The sequence below is a fragment of the Pseudomonas sp. NPDC087358 genome (assembly GCF_044900785.1).
Lineage (GTDB): Bacteria > Pseudomonadota > Gammaproteobacteria > Pseudomonadales > Pseudomonadaceae > Aquipseudomonas.
The window spans coordinates 480-1,124 of record NZ_JBJDOA010000031.1 but is presented as its reverse complement, the minus strand read 5'-3'; the positions used below and the strand labels follow the sequence as shown (position 1 = coordinate 1,124).

Sequence of the window (645 nt, the reverse complement as noted above, 5' to 3'; positions counted from 1 at the left end):
GGCAGGTAAGTGATCATGGCTGAAGCCGATAAAACCGTCCGTACGCTGACTGGCCGTGTTGTCAGCGACTTGATGGTCAAGACCATCACCGTTCTGATTGAGCGTCGCGTAAAGCACCCAATCTACGGTAAATACGTTAAGCGTTCGACTAAGCTGCACGCGCACGACGAAACCAACCAGTGCCACATCGGCGACAAGGTCACGATTCGTGAAACCCGTCCGCTGGCCAAGACCAAGTCTTGGGCATTGGTTGATATCCTCGAACGCGCTGTGGAAGTCTAAGGGCTAGGGGTCGGAGAAATTATATGATTCAGACTCAATCCATGCTCGATGTGGCCGATAACAGCGGCGCTCGCCGCGTTATGTGCATCAAGGTGCTTGGTGGCTCTCATCGTCGTTACGCTGGTATCGGTGACATCATCAAAGTGACCGTCAAGGAAGCAATTCCGCGCGGCAAGGTGAAAAAAGGCCAAGTGATGACTGCTGTCGTAGTCCGCACTCGCCACGGTGTTCGTCGTGCAGACGGCTCCATCATCCGCTTCGATGGCAACGCTGCTGTTCTGTTGAACAACAAGCAAGAGCCGATCGGCACCCGTATCTTTGGGCCAGTGACCCGTGAACATCGTACTGAGAAGTTCATGAAGA

General features: G+C 53.8%; 2 protein-coding genes. Both read left to right on the top strand.

The window, feature by feature from the left end; translation table 11 throughout:
* Positions 1-15: 15 nt before the first annotated feature.
* Complete coding sequence (gene rpsQ / locus ACI2KS_RS29590; protein ID WP_404624552.1) at positions 16-282, top strand: 30S ribosomal protein S17; 267 nt, start codon at positions 16-18, stop codon at positions 280-282.
* Between the two features lie 23 nt (positions 283-305).
* On the top strand, positions 306-645 hold a 340-nt coding region (rplN, locus tag ACI2KS_RS29585; protein WP_404624551.1), incomplete at its 3' end, for a 50S ribosomal protein L14.